The 18,384-nt window shown below is 46.5% G+C and carries 16 protein-coding genes and 3 riboswitches; of the genes, 7 read left to right on the forward strand and 9 right to left on the reverse strand.

Annotation, left to right across the window (positions count from 1 at the left end; genetic code table 11):
* Positions 1-385: 385 nt before the first annotated feature.
* Positions 386-1,729 carry a citrate/malate transporter CimH gene (gene cimH / locus J6600_RS18345; protein ID WP_012118784.1) on the forward strand — a complete coding sequence of 448 codons (1,344 nt, stop codon included), beginning with the start codon at positions 386-388 and terminating at the stop codon, positions 1,727-1,729.
* 35 nt (positions 1,730-1,764) lie between these two features.
* Here cimH and J6600_RS18350 read toward each other — a convergent pair whose 3' ends face one another.
* The 4 genes from J6600_RS18350 to J6600_RS18365 all read right to left on the reverse strand — a co-directional run bounded on the left by J6600_RS18350 (position 1,765) and on the right by J6600_RS18365 (position 5,820).
* Positions 1,765-2,607, reverse strand: coding sequence for a polysaccharide deacetylase family protein (locus J6600_RS18350; protein WP_007407765.1), 843 nt, complete (start codon positions 2,605-2,607; stop codon positions 1,765-1,767).
* A gap of 99 nt (positions 2,608-2,706) precedes the next feature.
* Complete coding sequence (locus J6600_RS18355) at positions 2,707-3,807, reverse strand: ABC transporter ATP-binding protein (protein ID WP_014419235.1); 1,101 nt, start codon at positions 3,805-3,807, stop codon at positions 2,707-2,709.
* 116 nt (positions 3,808-3,923) lie between these two features.
* Entirely contained in the window at positions 3,924-4,817 is an 894-nt protein-coding gene (locus tag J6600_RS18360) for a PucR family transcriptional regulator (RefSeq protein WP_209387736.1), read from the reverse strand.
* 166 nt (positions 4,818-4,983) lie between these two features.
* On the reverse strand, positions 4,984-5,820 hold the full coding sequence (locus J6600_RS18365) for a YitT family protein (protein WP_003150818.1): 837 nt from the start codon (positions 5,818-5,820) through the stop codon (positions 4,984-4,986).
* 65 nt (positions 5,821-5,885) lie between these two features.
* A riboswitch (guanidine-I (ykkC/yxkD leader) is annotated at positions 5,886-5,987 on the reverse strand.
* Positions 5,988-6,333: 346 nt separating this feature from the next.
* Between J6600_RS18365 and J6600_RS18370 the strand changes: the two genes are divergently transcribed.
* Positions 6,334-6,873, forward strand: coding sequence for a DUF4352 domain-containing protein (locus J6600_RS18370; protein ID WP_123282873.1), 540 nt, complete (start codon positions 6,334-6,336; stop codon positions 6,871-6,873).
* 46 nt (positions 6,874-6,919) lie between these two features.
* Here J6600_RS18370 and galE read toward each other — a convergent pair whose 3' ends face one another.
* A complete protein-coding gene (gene galE, locus J6600_RS18375; RefSeq protein WP_014419237.1) occupies positions 6,920-7,936 on the reverse strand; it encodes a UDP-glucose 4-epimerase GalE in 1,017 nt (338 codons plus the stop codon).
* Positions 7,937-8,146: 210 nt separating this feature from the next.
* Between galE and pepT the strand changes: the two genes are divergently transcribed.
* The 4 genes from pepT (at position 8,147) to J6600_RS18395 (ending at position 12,087) form a co-directional block, all read left to right on the forward strand.
* The gene (gene pepT / locus J6600_RS18380; RefSeq protein ID WP_014419238.1) at positions 8,147-9,379 is read left to right on the forward strand and encodes a peptidase T; all 1,233 of its coding nucleotides are present in this window, start codon (positions 8,147-8,149) and stop codon (positions 9,377-9,379) included.
* A gap of 576 nt (positions 9,380-9,955) precedes the next feature.
* Positions 9,956-10,123, forward strand: a complete 168-nt coding sequence (locus tag J6600_RS18385) for a hypothetical protein (RefSeq protein ID WP_003150808.1) — start codon at positions 9,956-9,958, stop codon at positions 10,121-10,123.
* A 103-nt stretch (positions 10,124-10,226) separates the two neighbouring features.
* Entirely contained in the window at positions 10,227-10,703 is a 477-nt protein-coding gene (locus J6600_RS18390) for an LURP-one-related/scramblase family protein (protein WP_022553977.1), read from the forward strand.
* Between the two features lie 83 nt (positions 10,704-10,786).
* Positions 10,787-10,873, forward strand: a riboswitch (SAM riboswitch).
* A 77-nt stretch (positions 10,874-10,950) separates the two neighbouring features.
* On the forward strand, positions 10,951-12,087 hold the full coding sequence (locus J6600_RS18395; RefSeq protein ID WP_029972954.1) for a 5-methyltetrahydropteroyltriglutamate--homocysteine S-methyltransferase: 1,137 nt from the start codon (positions 10,951-10,953) through the stop codon (positions 12,085-12,087).
* A gap of 34 nt (positions 12,088-12,121) precedes the next feature.
* Here the strand turns inward: J6600_RS18395 and J6600_RS18400 are convergent, their stop codons facing one another.
* Positions 12,122-13,003, reverse strand: coding sequence for a methyltransferase domain-containing protein (locus J6600_RS18400; RefSeq protein ID WP_095271136.1), 882 nt, complete (start codon positions 13,001-13,003; stop codon positions 12,122-12,124).
* Positions 13,004-13,365: 362 nt separating this feature from the next.
* Positions 13,366-13,466, forward strand: a riboswitch (purine riboswitch).
* Between the two features lie 135 nt (positions 13,467-13,601).
* Between J6600_RS18400 and J6600_RS18405 the strand changes: the two genes are divergently transcribed.
* Complete coding sequence (locus J6600_RS18405; protein ID WP_209387737.1) at positions 13,602-14,795, forward strand: NupC/NupG family nucleoside CNT transporter; 1,194 nt, start codon at positions 13,602-13,604, stop codon at positions 14,793-14,795.
* 47 nt (positions 14,796-14,842) lie between these two features.
* Here J6600_RS18405 and J6600_RS18410 read toward each other — a convergent pair whose 3' ends face one another.
* The 3 genes from J6600_RS18410 to J6600_RS18420 all read right to left on the reverse strand — a co-directional run bounded on the left by J6600_RS18410 (position 14,843) and on the right by J6600_RS18420 (position 18,278).
* A complete protein-coding gene (locus J6600_RS18410; protein WP_021494710.1) occupies positions 14,843-15,517 on the reverse strand; it encodes a DUF3298 and DUF4163 domain-containing protein in 675 nt (224 codons plus the stop codon).
* Positions 15,518-15,657: 140 nt separating this feature from the next.
* A complete protein-coding gene (locus J6600_RS18415; RefSeq protein ID WP_046341506.1) occupies positions 15,658-15,906 on the reverse strand; it encodes a hypothetical protein in 249 nt (82 codons plus the stop codon).
* Between the two features lie 320 nt (positions 15,907-16,226).
* Positions 16,227-18,278 carry a catalase gene (locus tag J6600_RS18420; protein ID WP_209387738.1) on the reverse strand — a complete coding sequence of 684 codons (2,052 nt, stop codon included), beginning with the start codon at positions 18,276-18,278 and terminating at the stop codon, positions 16,227-16,229.
* Between the last annotated feature and the right edge of the window lie 106 nt (positions 18,279-18,384).

Consider the following 18,384-nt stretch of genomic DNA (forward strand, 5'->3'; position numbering starts at 1 on the left):
TATTGAAATATCAGCCTGTACACCCTGGGGGACAGCGGCTGTCATAGAAATGATTCAATATCATTACTTTACAACGATTCAGCCTAAAAAAAAAGATCAATATACCTAAAATAAGGCTGAAATTGTGACCGATTATTGTCGGATTTGTAGAGATTTTATGTCAGCGCCTAGGATATTTGTCCCTTTGATATCGTACCTCTTTTTTATTCGTGTGGCGAACAAAATGCTTTTCTCGGCGAAAAAGCCCGCCAAATCGCCATTTTGAGAAAGAAAATGTGAAGAAAGCATGTCCTCTAGTAAATTCATAATATATGAACAATTTAAATTTTTTAGTATACTTTAAATGGGGATATTTTTTCACTACATAACGACTGGGGGAACAAGCATGGGAGAACTTCAACCAAAATTGCAAACGGATTCAATCCAAAAACAGGAACGGACTGATAACTGGTTTGCCAGAGCAATGAATATAAGAATCGGCATTATTCCTCTTCCTATCTATATCCTGCTTTTCTTGCTTATTACGGTGTTTGTCATGAGCCGTGATGTAAAAAGCGACATTCTGACATCAATTGCCGTCATGAGTTTTTTCGGATTTACCTTCGGCCAGATCGGAAAATCCATTCCGATCGTGCGGTCCATCGGCGGCCCTGCGATTCTCGCAACCTTTATTCCATCCGCTGTCGTCTACTACCACCTGCTTCCGAAAGACATTATTACTTCAACAACAGAATTCACAGAAAGCTCCAACTTTCTCTATCTATTTATTGCCGGTATCGTCGTCGGCAGTATTCTCGGGATGAAAAGAGAGACGCTCGTCAAAGCTTTCGTCAAGATTTTTATTCCGCTGATCGCCGGCTCGATCGCGGCCGCCATCGTCGGCTTATGCGTCGGGACGCTGCTCGGGCTCGGCTTTCAGCACACGCTGCTTTATATTGTCGTTCCGATTATGGCGGGGGGTGTCGGTGAAGGCGCGATTCCTTTATCCATCGGCTACTCCGATATTATGCCGATGTCCCAGGGAGACGCCTTTGCGCTTGTGCTGCCGTCCATCATGCTCGGCAGCCTGTGCGCCATTATGTTATCGGGTTTGCTGAATGTCATCGGGAAACGCAAACCGGAATGGACGGGCAACGGGAAGGTTGATAAGTCTGATCATTCCGCTCCCGCATTGGAACAGCCGGCCAATGATAAAACGTTTGATTTGTCCTTTTTCGCTTCGGGCGGTATTTTAGCGGTTTCCCTCTATTTGGTCGGCATGCTGGCGCATGATTTCTTTCAGCTTCCGGCTCCTGTCGTGATGCTCGTCCTTGCCGTTCTCATTAAGCTGTTCAGGCTGGCGCCGGCTTCGATTGAAAACGGAGCCTTCGGCGTCTCGCGCTTTTTCTCGACAGCCGTGACCTATCCGCTCTTATTTGCGATCGGCGTTTCAATGACACCGTGGGACAAGCTGATTGCGGCGTTTACGATCAGCAACATCATTACCATTTTATCAATCGTCGTCACGATGATGGCCGTCGGTTTTCTGACCGGAAAATGGCTGAATCTGTACCCGATTGAGACGGCGATTATTAATGCCTGCCATTCCGGCCAGGGCGGCACCGGCGACGTCGCGATCTTGAGCGCCGCTGAACGGCTTGAGCTTATGCCGTTCGCCCAAGTGTCGACCAGAATCGGCGGAGCGATTACCGTGAGTGTCACCCTTCTGCTGCTTCATCAATTCTATTAAACTGAAAAAAGCCTCCGCATGATGCGGAGGCTCTGTTATTTCATCACATTTTGAATATAAGAGCCGAATGCCGCGCCGGACATGCCCGGCGACACACGGACGCGGTGAAGCCCGTAAAGCCCCTGATCTCTTGACGCCGCTCCCGGCTCCGTCGTGACCGCCATACGGTAGCCTGACGCGGCGGCGGCTTTTAATGTTTCCTTATTATATCGTCCGACAGGGTAGCTGATCATAGACGTCCGCTGTCCGAACATTTGATCAAATAAACGCTTAGAGTCCTTCATTTCACGTCGCTGCTGCTGCGGTGTGAGCCCGTTCAATTCGAGATGGTTCATCGTATGGCTCTGAATGGAAATGCCGTGGGCGGCCATCTCCTTCATCTGCTTCTCAGTCAGATGATTCTTATGCCCGATAAAGTTTCCGATCATAAAGATTGTCGCTTTCATCTTGTATTTCTTTAAAATGGGATAGGCCGCTTTCACATTGTCGGTATAGCCGTCATCAAATGTGATCAGAACACATTTTTCACGCGGCTCCTTATCCTCCGTCAGCATCAGATAGGCCTCTTCAGGAGTCATCGTATAATAGCCGTGATCATGAAGCCACTTCATATGCTGCCGGAATTCTTCCTTCGGCACACGCAGGCTGTTTCCCTCTGAAATGCTGTGGTACATCAGAATCGGCAGTCTTGCCGTTCCTTTCGTTTGAACCCAGGCGGACGTATCCGGCTCTTTTTTGATTTGGCGCTTTACAGACTTTTTATCGTGGTGCGCTTCTGCCTTCGGAATGCTTTGTTCGGCGCTTGCCTCATGGCCCGAGCAGGCGGCAAGCGTAAACACGGCAGCCAAAAGGCACATGCACATGATCATGCGTTTCATCGTTTTCCTGCTTTCTGTCTTCTATTTACTTTTTATATCGGTTATGCGTCATAAATTGTTACATCAAAAAAGCCGGACATCCAGCTGTCCGGCTTTGCGTTATGAGCGGATTCTGATTTCTGTTTCACTGTCAAAAAAATGAGCCTTATTCATGTCGAAAGCGACGGTCAATTCCTCACCGGCATGAATGTCATGGCGGGCGTCAATCCGGGCGATAAAATCCTGATCCCCGATCCGGGAATAGACCATAATTTCTGACCCGAGCAATTCCGCGACATTGATTTTAGCTGTGATGGATGAATTCTTATAGGATTCCACCACAATCAGCTCGTCATGTATGTCTTCCGGGCGGATGCCGAAGATAACATCTTTGCCGGCATACCCTTTTTCCCGGAGCATTTTCATTTTCCCTTCCGGCACGCCGAGAGCGGCTGAACCGATCTGAATGGCGCCGTCCGTCAGCTTTCCTTTGAAAAAGTTCATCGCTGGGGAGCCGATAAACCCGCCGACAAATACGTTTTCGGGATGTTCATACACGTCTTTCGGGGTGCCGATCTGCTGAATTTTTCCGTCCTTCATGACTACGATGCGTGTCGCCATCGTCAGTGCTTCTGTTTGGTCGTGCGTCACATAGATTGTGGTTGTTTGCAGCCTTTGATGCAGCTTAATAATTTCTGCCCGCATCTGCACCCGAAGCTTTGCGTCCAGATTTGACAGCGGCTCATCCATTAAAAACACTTTGGCGTCCCTGACAATCGCCCGGCCTAATGCAACCCGCTGCCGCTGCCCGCCGGAGAGCGCTTTCGGTTTGCGGTGCAGATACTCTGTGAGCCCCAGCATTTTTGCCGCTTCTTCGACCCGTTTTTTAATCTCCGGTTTCGGCATCTTCCTCAGCTTCAGACCGAAAGCGATATTATCATAGACCGTCATGTGCGGATATAACGCATAGTTTTGAAACACCATGGCGATATCCCTGTCTTTAGGAGCGATGTCATTCACTCTCGTGTCACCGATATAGAAATCGCCCTTTGTAATGTCTTCCAGCCCGGCAACCATCCTCAATGTTGTCGACTTGCCGCACCCCGACGGACCGACAAACACGATAAACTCTTTATCTTTAATATGAAGGTTAAAATCATCGACAGCCGCCTCTTTTTGATCGTAATACTTATAAATATGCTCCAGCCGAAGTTCCGCCATGTCATCTCCCCCTTTTTGTAAACGCTTTCTTAAATAGGATTGTAACAGCGTCAGACGGCGGCGGATATAGGCAATGTTCATAAAAAAAGTCCGCTGCCTTCGTGCACATTTCCCATTTAATGTGATTTTTCATACTGCAGACAAATGAAATAAGCCAGCAGGGCGCCCTGATATGTCTTAATATCAATACCCGAGCGTTCCGCAAATTTATCAATCCGATATTGAAGACTGTTGCGGTGCAAATGCAGTTTTTTCGATGTGAGCGACATGTTCGAGTTATGTTCAATAAAAGTCTGAATCGTATGCTTCAGCTCCGGTTCTTTCTGAAACAGCAGCGCCGCTTCTTCGTGAAGCAAGGCTGAGAGCTTTTCTCTGCTTTCTTCCGTGAGCATCACCGGAAATACCGTTTCCGCGGTCAGCGTGCTCAGCTGCGGGAGATAACGCCGGCCAATCTGACAATATTGCTGTTCTCTCCGATAATGAAGGCGCAGACGTTCTCCCGCGCCATAATACCTTCCGATGAAAAAACGGACACTGAAATAAAAATCGGCTTCGAGAATCTTCACAAAAGATGCGATGTCATCCGAATCTGGCGCTTCCAGCTTTTCTTCCTCCACAATCACGCCTTGATCCCTTCCCGTCCGGACAACTGTATATGAAACCGGCCAGAAATGGCGCAGCGCTTCCGTAAATGCCCCCCAGTCCCGTTCTCCCAATAAGTCATAATGGATAAAACGGACACGCGGCTCCTTGACATCAGGCACCGGGCCTTCTTCCAGCAGAAAACGCCGCCACCTCTTTGCTGCCGCCGTCTCCGGAAAAAAATCGCCTTTTTCTTCAGCGGGCGCCAAAAATGATTCCAGTAGCAGTTTCTCCTTCGGGGTGATATCCTCCTTCGGAATGGCGACATAGACCCGCCTTTTTTCATCATAAAAGCAAAAGACATCCTCCGCCGTACAGCACGTATCAGACAACACAGCCCTTGGGTAAATTGCCAATAACGGGTTCATATGCGCTCCTTTCTATCGCTCTATCATATTTTCAGTATAAAACGTCCGGCCGATTGTATCCACTTCGTTTTAAGAAACAGCTTTCAGGCTATTTCCCGGGAAACGGATCATAACAGCTTCTGCCGGCATAAGAAAAAAACCCTCCGCGCCGGCAGAGGGATCCTTTTTATTTAGAGATATCGACGAAGCCTTCGCCAAAGACGTCACGCACATCATGAACAATGACAAACGCTTTTGTATCACAGCTTTTAATAATTTTTTTGAGCATGGAAAGCTCTTGTTTCTGGATGACGATATATAAAATTTCCTTCGACTGCCCCGTGTAATTTCCTTTACCCGACAGCAGCGTAACCCCTCTGTCCATAAGCGTGTTGACCTGTTCAGCGATTTCGTGCTTATGCTCAGATATAATCGTCACCGCTTTTTTCGTATTCAGGCCTTCAATGATAAAGTCCATCACCTTCGTTCCGATGTACAGCATGACAATGGTAAACATCATTTTTTCCGCACCGATGATGAAATAAGAACTGAAGACGACAATCAGATCAAAGAACAAAAGCGCATAGCTGATATTCCAATCGAGATATTTGTTCGCAATCCTCGCCAAAATGGCAGAACCCGCAGTCGTGCCTCCGACTCGAATAATGATCCCGATTCCGACACCGGCAAACACACCCGCAAAAATAGTATTAATAATGAGTTCATGTGAAGGCGAGTGCCAATCATGCGTCAGATGCAGAAACAGTGAGTTGGCAACAACGGTAATGATCGTATAAAGCGTTGTTTTTCCGTCTAAAAATTTATATCCGATAATCAATAAGATCCCGTTCAAAATGATATTCGTCACCCCGGGCGACCACTCAAACACATAGTACAAGATCAGGGTGATTCCTGTTACCCCGCCCTCTCCAAGATCATTCGGAATGGCGAATAAATTAACAGCCAAAGCAAAGATAAAAGCCCCAATAATCAGCATCAGCACATCCAGCAATCTCTTTTTCATCCCAGACACTCCTTTTTTATAAAATCAAAAAAGCCCGGGAGAGCACTCTTCATCAAAAGAGCAGAAACTCCCGGGCTTTTATCCCAACGTGTCACAGCAGGAACCTGCTGTGTGTTTTCTCTCGGTCCAGACCAATTCAGCATTGCGGAACCCTAGAAAACCACTGTTTTTTATGTTCAGTTTTTGTATATCTTTCAAGATTATACGGGAAATCACGAACATGTTCAACCACTCTTTTTTCAATAAACCTATAAAAAATTCGAACGATCTGCCGATACTAAAAAAGACCTTTAAAATACATGACTAAAAAACCATTAAAATACTTTTTTTCTCAAAATATTATTGACTATAGGTTATTTTACAGGCATTATAGTATGTAGTTTTTAAGAAATAGTTTACATAGGAGGAAATGTTATGGCAGGCAACCTGGTGTCTTGTAAGGCATGCGGCAAAGAAATCGCTAAAGGCGTTAAAAAATGCCCAAACTGCGGTAAAGATCAGAGAAACTTTTTTATGAGACATAAAATTATCACATTGCTTCTGGCGGTAGTGGTTATTATCATTCTCGTAAACATCGGCGGCGGAGGCGGATCTTCATCATCTAAAACCGCGTCTTCAAAAGCTTCGGAATCCAAGGAAAAACTGTATAACATCGGTGACACTGTTAAGACTGAGAAAACTGAAGTTACTGTTACCAAAGTGGAAAAAAGAGATTCAGTAGGCTCTCAATTTGTCGAGAAAAAAGCGTCTGACGGCGGCGTTATCGTAGCTGTTCAATACACAGTTAAAAATGTTTCAAACAAGCCGTTAAGCTCTTTCTCCATTCCAAGAGCGAAATTAGTAGATTCTAAAGGAACATCCTATGATTCAGATATTGATGCTTCTTCAAGCTATGCAACAGAAACAAAAGTAGACAACAGTAAAATTTTAAGTGACTTGAACCCGAACATTAAAGTTACTGACGTAAAAGCTTTTGAAGTTGATAAAAACGCATACTCTAAAGGCACTTGGAAATTAAAGTTCAGCAACGATGTTGAAGTGAAAATTAAATAATGACCGTAATAAAAGAGACCTTCACCATTTGAAGGTCTCTTTCTTTTTACACCTTTTGGTACCCGTTCACATTGGAGGACTGCCACTTCCAAGAGTCGGCGCACATTTCTTCAAGCCCGCGCTTTGCTTCCCAGCCTAATTCAGCCTTCGCTTTTGCCGGGTCTGCGAAGCATGCGGCGATGTCTCCCGGGCGCCGGGCGGCAAAACGGTACGGCACTTCTTTTCCTGATACTTTTTCAAACGCTTTGACCATCTCAAGAACGCTGTAGCCTCTTCCCGTGCCGAGATTATAGGCATCCGCGCCTGTTGTGTTCAGCACCTTCTCAAGCGCTCTGACGTGGCCCTCGGCAAGATCAACGACATGGATGTAATCCCGCACGCCGGTGCCGTCCTTTGTCGGATAATCATTGCCGAACACCTGCAATTGCTCAAGCTTGCCGACAGCGACTTGGGCGACGTACGGCATTAAATTATTCGGGATGCCGTTCGGGTCTTCTCCGATCCGGCCGCTCGGGTGCGCGCCGAACGGATTAAAGTAGCGGAGCAGCGCAATGCTCCATTCAGAGTCCGCTTTATGCAGATCGCGTAAAATCTGTTCCAGCATCAGCTTTGTCTGCCCGTAAGGATTGGTCGCGCTTAATGGAAAATCCTCAGTGATCGGCGTTGTTTCCGGAACGCCGTAAACCGTCGCTGAAGAACTGAAGACGATTTTTTTCACACCGTGTGCCTGCATGGCTTCACATAAAATAAACGTCCCCGTCAGATTATTATGATAATAACGGAGCGGAACAGCCACAGACTCACCGACCGCTTTTAATCCCGCAAAATGAATGACGGCTTCAATCTCATTTTCAGCAAACACCCGGTGAACGGCATCACGGTCAAGGAGATCCGCTTCATAAAACACAAGCCCTTTTCCGGTAATGTCTTTCACACGCTCCAATGCTTCCGGTGAACTATTTGACAGATTATCCAGAACCACGATGTCATAGCCGCCGTTTAACAGCTCGACACATGTGTGGCTTCCGATATAACCCGCTCCGCCTGTCACTAAAATCGCCATGAAGAAAGCCTCCTCTATTGAATGAATTGACCATATTATATCGGTTTTTTCTTTCTCAAACATCCATTTCCAAAAAGTTTAATCGTTTAGTCATCGTTTCTTCATAATTTGTTTTCATTCGCGTAAAACAGAGAGCCCTCGATTCAAACGGGTTGTGAAATAGAAATCCCTCCCCCGCGCATGGTAAGATAAGACAAAGGAGATGACGGTATGAAAAATGAAATCATTGAACGCTTTACCTCTTACGTAAAAGTCGATACACAGTCTGACGAAAACAATGAAAACTGCCCTTCAACCCCCGGCCAGCTGACATTGGCCAACATGCTGGCAGATGAATTAAAGTCGATCGGCATGACAGAAATCACAGTCGATGACAATGGGTACGTCATGGCGACTCTGCCGGCGAATACGGATAAAGATGTGCCGACTGTCGGTTTTCTGGCTCACGTGGACACAGCGACCGATTTTACCGGGAAAAATGTGAATCCTCAGATTATTGAGAGCTACGACGGACATGATATCGTTTTGAATGACAAACTCAATGTCGTTCTGTCGCCTGAGCAATTCCCGGAGCTCTCCCGCTATAAAGGCCAGACGCTGATTACAACAGACGGCACGACGCTGCTCGGAGCCGACAACAAAGCGGGCATTGCCGAAATCATGACGGCAATGGCGTACTTGATCAAACATCCGGACATCAAACACGGAACGATCCGGGTCGCGTTCACGCCCGATGAAGAAATCGGCAGAGGCCCTCACAAATTCGATGTCGGCCGCTTCAACGCCGCATTTGCCTACACGATAGACGGAGGCCCCCTCGGCGAACTGCAATATGAAAGCTTTAACGCAGCCGCCGCAAAGCTGACTTGTTACGGAAAAAGCGTCCACCCGGGAACGGCAAAAAACAAAATGGTCAACGCTTCAAAAATCGCGATGGAATTTCATCACGCATTGCCGAAAGAAGAAGCGCCGGAATATACGGAAGGGTATGAAGGCTTCTATCATTTACTTTCCATGAACGGAGACGTTTCTGAAGCCGCCCTGTCGTACATCATCAGAGACTTTGACAGAGACCGCTTTGCAGAACGAAAAGAATATATGCAGAAAACCGCCGATGCGCTGGCGGCCAAATACGGCAAGGAAAGCATCAAGCTTGAACTGCGTGATCAATATTACAACATGAGAGAAAAAATCGAACCGGTCAAAGAGATAGTCGATGTCGCCTATCAAGCCATGAAAAACCTCGATATCGAACCGATTATCGAACCGATCCGGGGCGGAACCGACGGATCACAGCTCTCTTACATGGGACTGCCGACACCGAACATTTTCACGGGCGGCCAAAACTTCCACGGAAAATATGAATACATTTCCGTAGATCATATGGAAAAGGCGGTAAACGTCATTGTTGAAATCGCCAGGCTCTTTGAAGAGCGCGCTTAAAACCAAAGCCCCCTGCTTTGGTTTTTTTCTTTCACATGAAACCTTTCCTCCTTTCTTTCCGTATATAAGGTATGAAATGGAAAGAAGGAGTGAAGACTATGGCAAGAGGGACTGTAGCGAAAGAATTAAAAAAAACCTTAAAAGACCCGCGTGTTCTGGAGACGAAATCAAACCCTTTTAAAAAGCTGCGGAAAATGTTCAAACGATTTTTTTAAGATAACATCTCGTTTTCTTTAAAAAAATAAAGAAAGCGCTGTCATTCCGCAGTCATCTGTTAGAAGCAGTTATTTTGCATATTATAAGGTTTTTTAGGGTACTGAATAACACAAGGCAAACGAAAACAACGAAGTGGTTAATTAGACTCTTACAAAAAATAGTGAAAAAGTTATATAAACGATCACCATTCATCAGCCGATACAATCTATAGAACCACAACAAGAGCAAATTTTCTTCAACCCCTAGTCATTTTTACGGAAAATGACGTTATTTTTTAAAAAAGTGACAATTGTTTGAATACTTTTCGTTTGTTTTTTCGTACAATAATAATACCAAAACTTTTTTTGGGAGGTATGTAAAATGATGCTACTTATTTTTGCTGCTTTGACAGGGTATCTTGTTTTCTCTTTCAGTAAGGACAACCGCCGGAAAACGCCAAAGACAAGCCCGCTGGTGACAGCTGCCGACACGAATAACATCATTGATTTAAATGCGATCCGTCAAAAACGCCGGATGCCGCTATCATAAAAACGACAGCTGCCGCAAAATCGGCAGCCTTTTTTTTATGCACCCGGCCGATATGAAACCATCCGCCTCCTTTTTTCGTACAACATAAAAAAGGAGTTTTTTTATGTACCATTTTTATATCAAAGAGCGGATGTTTACGTTTAAGAATCGTTTTCAAGTGTTTCTTGAAAGCGGGAAAGAAGTCTACAATGTTGAAGGAAAGCTGTTTTCATTCGGTGATGAACTGAAGCTGACTGATTTGGACGGCCGCACGCTCGCCAGCGTCAATCAGAAACTGATGTCGCTCGTTCCCCGTTACGAGATTTCCGTCAGCGGCAAACCCGTCTGCCAAGTCATCAAGAAAGTCACGTTATTCAAACCGAAATTTGAAATTTCCGGACTCGGCTGGGATCTTACCGGCGATGTGTGGGGCCGGAATTTTCAAGTGACAGACGGAAAATCAAACCGGATGACCGTCACCAAATCATGGATGAGCTGGGGCGATTCCTATCATTTGCAGATTGAAAAGGAAGAGGATATCGTTCTTTGTCTCGCGATCGCCATTGTGATAGATATGATTCTATTTGAGGGTGATAAATAAAATATTTATCGAAATATATTGACAATATGAGAAAACATACTAAGATTAAGAGTATTACAGTTTATTCTGAAAAATAGCATATTTCCTTATCAAGAGAGGTGGAGGGACTGGCCCTATGATACCCGGCAACCGCTGTTCAGCAGAATGGTGCTAAATCCTGAAGATAAGGTTGAGATTTGCGGACGCAAGCTCTTCCCTATCCGAGGGAAGAGCTTTTTATATTTCATCAGGAAAGAAGGAATCGTTCATGTCACAGCAAAACACAGAACAACCATTGCATACGCTTCTAAGAAAAAACCCGCCGTTTCGCGCGGATCAGGTCGGAAGCCTGCTGCGGCCGGCGGCTGTGAAGCAAGCCCGCCTGCAAAGAGCGGCGGGTGAGATTTCGGCAGAACAGCTGCGCGAAATCGAAAACAGAGAAATCATCCGCAGTGTGGAAAAGCAGAAAGAAACCGGCCTCAATGTCGTGACTGACGGCGAATTCCGCCGTGCCTGGTGGCATTTTGATTTTCTCGAAAACTTAGACGGCGTCGAAGCATTTACGCCTGAAAGCGGCATTCAGTTTCACAACGTACAGACGAAAGCGCGCGGCATTAAAGTAACGGGAGATATTGATTTTTCTCAGCATCCGATGCTCGAAGATTATAAATTCCTGCACAGCATTGCCGGCGATGCTGTTCCGAAAATGACCATCCCAAGTCCGAATATGCTGTTTTTCCGCGGAAAATTGGAAAAAGCGTCCTACCAGAATGATTACAAACAATTTCAGCACGATGTGTCAAAGGCGTATAAAAAAGCGATTCAAGCTTTCTATGACGCCGGGTGCCGCTACCTTCAGCTCGATGACACCGCATGGGCCGTTTTCTTATCAGAAGCGGGGCTTCGTCAGATTGAAGCTTTCGGCACAACGCCGGATGAGCTGCGCAAGCTGTTTGCCGCTTCCATTAATGACGCCATCAAGGACCGCCCTGACGATCTGAAGGTTACGATGCATATCTGCCGCGGCAACTTCCAATCCACATGGACGGCTGAAGGCGGCTATGATGCAGCGGCTGAAACGATTTTTGACGGGCTTGACCTTGACGGATTGTTCCTGGAATATGATGATTCCCGCTCCGGCGGCTTTGAACCGCTCCGCTATGTCAAACGCTCTGATCTTCAGCTTGTGCTTGGATTGATTACGTCGAAACATGGCGAACTTGAAGACAAGGACGCGATTAAACGCCGGATTGAAGAAGCTTCACAATATGTCAGCTTGGATCAGCTTTGCCTCAGCCCGCAATGCGGATTCGCCTCCACTGAGGAAGGAAACCTGATCACAGAAGAACAGCAATGGGCGAAACTGCGCCATGTCGTCAACATTGCCGGTGAAGTCTGGAAATAAAAAAAAGACACGCGATTAGCGTGTCTTTTCCGTTTTACAGCGGACCGGTTCCGATTAAAATATCGATATCTATCGTGACAGCAGCCTCTTTCCGGCTGATAAACCGCCGGATGCTGTCATCAGTACATTTCCATGTTAAGGGCGTCATTTTCACAAGCCGCTCGAGGTCAGGCTGCGATAAGGTCTTCGTGTAACACAGCCGTTTGCGCTCAAAGGTTTGAAAGCCCCCTTGGAATCGTCCGGCCGCAGAATCGGCGGTGTCATTCCGCCGAGGACTGTCTCCGAAGAAGAATTCCCTTACTTCCTTCAAATAATCACGCCGCGGCACCGCTTTAATGACTGTGCCGCCCTTTCGTAAAAGTCTGCTGCATTCCTTGTAATTCCAAGGTGATAAAACAGACATCACGACATCAAAACAGCTGTCGGCAAACGGCGCATCCGCCACATCAGCGACGGCAAACACCATATGATTCCCGAAGGCCTTTGCGGCATGCAGCACACCTTCTTTCGAGAGATCAATGCCGATTCCCGTCACGGAAAAAGCGGGCTGAAGCAATTTGCATACGGCGGCTAAATGAGAGCCTTCTCCGCACCCCGCATCCAATATCGCCGCCGGTTTATGCGGAGATTGCTTACGGCTGATGACGGCGGCGATCTCCTTTTGAACCGGCCCAAAAAATTCCCGGCTGTCAAAAAGCTCGCGTCTCGCTTCGAACAGCTGCCTGTCATAGCGGGTTTTGACCGATATATTGAGGAAATTCACATATCCTTGTTTTGATATATCAAATGTATGCCCCTGTCCGCAAATCAAGCTTTTGTATTGTGAGACCGCCATGGCCGACCGGCATAGCGGACACCTGAACACGGACTGGCATGATTGCAATAATTCCGCGCGTTTTCTTTTTATAGACGTCAAAAAAACACCTCATTCATTCGTTATTCCGATGAAATGAAAAAGGCATAGACAAATAAACCTCGCCAAATTGGAAGTTTTAACCTATTTATCTATACCTCTCATTATCTGTAACGAATGAACTGAATGATCACGAAAATGACCCCTTTTCTGCCGTCTTTTGAAGGCTGTGCCCTCAGATCCATTTTATCAGCTGCATCCCGTCTTTACAATGAACCGGAACGGTTTTTGGGGGTATTTTAAACCTTTATTATCCAATTACTTATGAATATCCTTTATTTTCTTTATTTATAATATAAATTTATTATTTTGAAAATATCTAAAAAGGTTGATTTTCAAAAATTGAAACGATAAAATACTGCTATCTCATGTAATATCGTTATTCTTGTATATGATCAGTAATATGGTCTGATTGTTTCTACCTAGTGCCGTAAAAGACTAGACTACAAGAAAGTTTGCATAAATTTGAACGAGTGAAAAGCATATGACGCTGTCTATTCTTTTCTTTTGGCTCTTATTTATCACACTTTCTGGCTTTCAGGAATTTGTGACGAATAAGAGCTTTTTTTATTTCCATAATACCCTTATAGGAGTTGCTCACATGTACTTTTTATTGAACATTGTCGGTCTCATTGTTGTCATGGCTGTTGTTTTCTTATGCTCTCCCAACAAGAAGAAGATTAAATGGCGTCCGATTGTCATGCTCCTCGTCTTTGAGTTTCTGATTACTTGGTTTATGTTAGGGACAAAAGTCGGCGGCTTTGTCATCGGGAAGATCGGCGCGTTCTTTACATGGCTGATTTCCTGCGCCAGTCAAGGGATTGCGTTCGCTTTTCCGTCTGTCATGGCGAACCCGACGGTTGATTTTTTCTTCAGCGCATTGCTGCCGATTATCTTCGTCGTGACCTTCTTTGATATGCTGTCGTATTTCGGTATTCTGCCGTGGCTCATTGATAAAATCGGCTGGCTGATTTCTAAAATATCCCGTCTGCCGAAGCTGGAGAGCTTTTTCTCCATCCAGATGATGTTTTTAGGAAATACGGAAGCTTTAGCCGTCATCCGCCAGCAGCTTGCCGCCGTCAGCAACAATCGGCTTTTGACATTCGGGCTGATGAGCATGAGCAGCATCAGCGGCTCGATCATCGGATCGTACTTGACGATGGTTCCGTCCACTTATGTGTTTACAGCCATCCCGCTGAATTGCTTAAACGCGCTTTTAATCGCCAATATGCTGAATCCCGTGGACGTTTCTAAAGAGGACGATATTATATACGTTCCTTCAAAAGCGGAGAAAAAAGACTTCTTCTCCACGATTTCTAACAGTATGCTTGTCGGCATGAACATGGTCATTGTCATTTTAGCGATGGTGATCGGATATGTGGCGTTAACGGCCGCGTTAAACGGCGTACTCGGACTGTTCATGCACGGTTTGACCATTCAAAAGATTTTCTCATACATCTTCAGTCCGTTTGCCTTCCTTCTCGGATTAGGCGGACATGACGCGATGTATGTCGCACAGCTGATGGGCATCAAGCTCGCGACAAATGAATTTGTGGCAATGGCCGATCTGAAAGGGCAGCTGAATTCACTTCCGCCGCACACGATTGCCGTGGCTACAACATTCCTGACATCATTCGCAAACTTCAGCACCATCGGTATGATCTACGGATCTTATCAATCTCTGCTTGATAGTGAAAAATCAGCCATCATCGGAAAAAACGTCTGGAAGCTGCTTGTCAGCGGAATTGCCGTTTCCTTATTGAGCGCGGCGATTGTCGGATTGTTTGTCTGGTAAAAGAAAAAAAGCGATACCGCTCCGTTTTGGAGTGATATCGCTTTTTTTTATTGATAGACGGATGCAGGTACGAAAACGTCCCGGATTCCTGCCGCGTACGGTCCGAGATCATATTGTCCGAACACAACGGCAATGCCGTTTTTCGTAAAGAAGAAAGGTCTTTCGTTATTCAGGATGATCTCCTGTTTTTTAACGTCCTGATCGAACAGATCATCATGTTTCTTGATGTAGCCGTAAAGATAGTCTCTCGTCTTGTTAGCTTTCGTTTTTGTATTCAGCACATTATCGAGTGTGACCCGTTTTTTTGCGGCCAGGTCGTAATTAAAGGTCTGAACGGATGTCAGCCCGTGTGCGCCGCCTGTGTAACTGTAGTCTTCCGTCTGAATGCTGAGCTTGCCGTCTTGATTATACTTCACCTTGAAATCTGCCTGGTATTCCGCTTTGTAGCCTTGTTTCTCACCGTCTTTTTTGTTTTTCACATATTCTTTGTACGATTGTTCAATATAGCGCTTGAAGTCCTGATTGATTTTCTTTTCAAAAGATGCGTTTCCCGTATTTGTGACCTCGGGGTATGTCAGCTGCTTTACATGCTTATACGTATGGCTTTTGACAACGGGCTTTGCGGTTTGCGCGGCCTCGGCTGAAGGCGCGAAACCTCCGAACGGCGCGGCTGTCAGCACGGTTAAGAGCACAGCCGCCATCATTTTGAATGCCTTTTTCATCACAACTCCTCCTTTTCATTACCGTTCCCTTTTTGAAAACGGATTACACTCTATAGACAGCGCAGATCAGCAAATTGTTTCTGGGCCTTCTTTCACATTTTCTCCATGAAAAAAAGAGACATGGAAAATCCACGCCTCTTTTACCGTGAAGGTCTTTGCGCAATGGCTTCATAAACGGCTTCCGCCAAATCGGAGTTGCCGAACATCTCCAAAACGCCGATAACGGTTTGATCAGGAATCGGTTCTGATTCCTCCTTCGGCACGACAAGTTCTTCAGCCGTTTTTCGCAGCTCTTCGTTTAAAGGCTGTCCGGGATAAGCCTTGCTGTAAATGGCCATCGGATCAAGGTCATGATTGACGCACCATTGGGCAAACACCAAAATCATCATGTTTTCGTCACGCCGGTAATATTCTTCGAGTTGTTTTTCGGTAAACGGCTTCACTATTATTCGCTCCTCCAGAAAATCTACCCCTAAGATACACAAACAAAGAGCGGAAGTAAACCAAAGATCATTTCACCATCAGTCAGAACCCTTTAAATCATGCAATGCCCTGACTCTCTAAAACTGTTGTCTGAATGTCCCGGACAGCGGAAGGTACGGATTTGCCCGGAAGCCATTTTCGTTTTCTCCCAATATTAATGCTTCGTTCAGATATTTCACTTTCACAATAAAAAAGCGCCCCTCTCATAAAAGGCGCTTTTTCATTCTTATATGCTTCTGTCCCAATGCCGATGCTCAGCCACGGCCTTCAGAAATTGTTCATGGTTTCCGTCCGGAACAAGGCCGGGGCCGTTTTCGGTTCCGGCGGCGAGGGCGAGAAGTTCTTTTCCTTCACCGGAGGCGCCGATCGCTTTGTAATGGCTGAAGGCTTCGTTAACGAAGTCTCTGGCCGATTTTTGGGCTTTGAGGCTGTCTGTGCTTTGTTTTCCGCCCGGAATGAAAACAGCGTCGTACAGGACGGAATCCGCTGTCAGGAAAGTGGCTGACGCTTCGAGCTCCGTGCCGTTTTCTCCCTTCACGGTCCCAAGCGCGGGGCTGATGATATCGGCTCTGACTCCCGCCTGTTTGCATGCATCAAGCACTTGTTTGACTTTCTCATCAGAAAACCCGTGGTCGGTTAAAACCGCAACCTGCCTTGTCGCTGCCGTCTTCACCGTGTTTTCCTGGCTTAAGGCCGGGGAAGTGAACGTTTCATCAGATTCACGGTCCTTCGGCGGCGGGTTCACGCCGATTCCTTTCGCAACACGCTCGGCTAGCCCGGCGTCGACGTGACTGAAGACATCAACCACCTGCTGCTGCACATCCTTGCTGTTCACTTTTCCGACTTCAAAACAGAACGCGGAGATGATATGTTCTTTCTCAGCGGGAGACATACTGTTCCAGAACATCTTGGCCTGAGAAAAATAGTCATTGAAGCTCTCACTGCGCTGGCGGATTTTTCTGCCTTCTACTTTTTCCTGGTAATGAACGTATCCGCCTTCTTCTTCTGAGGCCGGCGACGGATCATTGTTCTGCAGAGAATTTTTATGATAGGCGACGGGACCCTTATTAATCGTCATCCGGTGGTAGCCGTCGTATTGGTTGTTATGGAACGGGCAGACCGGCCGGTTGATCGGAATCTCGTGAAAATTCGGCCCGCCAAGACGGATGAGCTGTGTATCTGTATAAGAGAAAAGCCGGCCTTGAAGAAGCGGATCATTGGTGAAATCAATGCCCGGCACGACATTTCCCGGGTGAAAGGCAACCTGTTCCGTTTCCGCAAAGACATTGTCCTGATTGCGGTCAAGGGTCATTTTTCCGATCAGCTTGACGGGAACCAACTCCTCCGGCCACAGCTTCGTCGGATCAAGGATATCGAAATCGAATTTGAACTCGTCTTCTTCGTCAATCATCTGAACACCGAGCTCATACTCGACTTTGCCGCCGTTTTCAATCGTTTCCCACAGGTCGCGGCGGTTGAAATCGGGATCTTTCCCGGCAATTTTCTGCGCTTCATCCCATACGAGGGAATGAACGCCGAGCACGGGTTTCCAGTGGAATTTTACAAAGCGCGCTTTTCCTTTCTCGTTGACAAAACGGAACGTATGCACGCCGAAGCCCTCCATCATCCGATAGCTTCTCGGGATGCCGCGGTCAGACATCGTCCACATGACCATGTGAGCCGACTCAGGGTTATTAGCGACAAAATCCCAGAACGTATCATGAGCCGTCGCAGCCTGCGGCATTTCATTGTGCGGTTCCGGTTTTATGGCGTGAACGAGATCCGGGAATTTGATCGCGTCCTGAATGAAGAACACCGGAATATTGTTTCCGACGAGGTCATAGTTCCCTTCTTCAGTATAAAACTTCGTCGCAAATCCCCTGGCGTCACGGACGGTGTCGGCTGACCCCTTGGAACCTGCCACTGTTGAGAAACGGACGAAAACAGGCGTTTTGACGGACGGGTCCTGCAAAAATTTCGCCCGTGTATATTCCGTCATCGGTTCGTACACCTGAAAATGCCCATGAACGCCGTACCCGCGCGCATGAACGACCCGTTCCGGAATCCGCTCGTGGTCAAAGTGCGTCATTTTTTCACGAAAATGAAAATCCTCCATCAGCGTCGGGCCGCGAACGCCCGCTTTTAAAGAATGCTCATCCTCAGACACGCGAAGCCCCTGATTGGTCGTCATTTTTTTGCCGCTGTTATCAGACCGGTACTGCTCCAGCTGTTCGTCCTTTGAGTGTTCATTTACTCGTTTGTTTTGATCATCACTCATGTCAGTTCCCCCTTTTAAAACGAAACATTCTACAGCACATTTACCCGCGGCGTTCTTCATATAAACTGCTGATCCGCTCATTAGGATTTTAGGTCTGTATTTACAT

This window comes from Bacillus sp. LJBV19 (assembly GCF_017797845.1).
GTDB classification, from domain to species: Bacteria; Bacillota; Bacilli; order Bacillales; family Bacillaceae; genus Bacillus; species Bacillus velezensis.